Annotated in this window: 2 protein-coding genes; both read right to left on the minus strand. The window is 57.3% G+C overall.

Annotation, left to right across the window (positions count from 1 at the left end; all coding sequences use genetic code 11):
* Positions 1-84: 84 nt before the first annotated feature.
* Positions 85-492 (minus strand): SMI1/KNR4 family protein, encoded by a 408-nt coding sequence (locus tag GHO41_RS29235; protein WP_048373723.1) that lies wholly within the window; start codon positions 490-492, stop codon positions 85-87.
* Positions 493-628: 136 nt separating this feature from the next.
* Positions 629-1,293 (minus strand): Tim44 domain-containing protein (locus GHO41_RS29240; protein WP_153435341.1); only part of this gene is annotated, 665 nt, incomplete at its 5' end.

The raw sequence follows: 1,293 nt of genomic DNA on the forward strand, positions 1-1,293 counted from the left end.
CGGAAGGCAAACTTAGCGCCTGCCACCCTGATATGTGCGTTTGTCGGGCAAAGCGAAAGACAGTTGGCTCCTACAGGGCGTTTATCAGCTTTCCAGCCAGACGTCGCGGGCCCAGTGCCAAACCGACTCCCAGGTTTCTTCGGTGACCAGCTCTTCTTCAGCGGACCACAGCACCACGGTGCCGTCTTCTTCGACGCAGTAGAAGTCGTCACCGTCCTGGCAGATGGGGATCAGGCTGCGATCAACGCCGGCATCCCAGGCGTTCGCCGCCACATCCGGCAAGTAGGTGTGGGACTGAGGGTCGGTCACGGTGACCGGCTCCAGGCTGCCGTAGACAACGTCGCTGACGGTCAGCAAAAACTCCCGGAAGACAAAAGGAATATCGATGAACAATTGTTCTTCGATTTCGACCAGCAGGTCCTCGTCAGGCAGTTCCAGAGGAACTGGTACCGGTTCGTTGGCTTCACGTAATTGTTCGATAATTTCTTCCACGACCTCAATCCTCATGCTCTGTATGGCGCGGTTTATATGACGGGCTTTATACAGTAGCTCGTTATAAGTGCAATCGTGAAATGCAAAGCCCCGGACAAGTCCGGGGCTTTGGTTACAGCATGTAATGCCTGAGGGATCAGCCGTTCTGGCGGATACCGGCAACCAGCCAAGGCTGGTTCTCGCCTTGTGGGCGTTCCATGTTCCAGCTTTCGCTGAACGCTTCGCCTTGGTCGAAACGCGAGTTTTTCGAGATGCCGCTGAAGGTCAGGGTGGCGATCGTCTTGTCGGCGCGATCATCTACACCTTCAAGTTGAACTTGCAGATCGTCGATGTAGGTCGACTGGAAGCCGTCACCCAGCTCAGCACGCTCGCGCTTGAGGAACTCAAGCATTTGCGGGGTCACGAACTCGGCGATTTTGTCCATTTCGTTGGCATCCCAGTGCTGTTGCAGGGATTGGAAATGGTTACGCGCAGCTTCCAGGAAGCTCTGTTCGTTGAACCAGGCCGGTGCGTTGATCACCGGACGGGCTGCGGCAGGAGCAGCAGAACCGCCGAAGATCGAATTCAAGGCTGGCTTTTGCTCGAACACTTCGCGTTGCATCGGCGCATGGCCAGCAGGGGCCATGTCAGCTTGTTGCTTGCGTCGACGCGCGGCAATGAAGCGGAAGATCACAAAGGCGATGACCGCCATGATCAGGATGTCGAAGAACTGCATACCCTGGAAGCCGCCACCCATGAACATGGAGGCCAGCAGGCCGCCAGCCGCGAGGCCAGCCAGAGGGCCGAGCCAGCGCGAAGCAC

Origin of the sequence: Pseudomonas sp. FSL R10-0399 (assembly GCF_009600165.1) — a bacterium.
Lineage (GTDB): Bacteria > Pseudomonadota > Gammaproteobacteria > Pseudomonadales > Pseudomonadaceae > Aquipseudomonas > Aquipseudomonas helleri.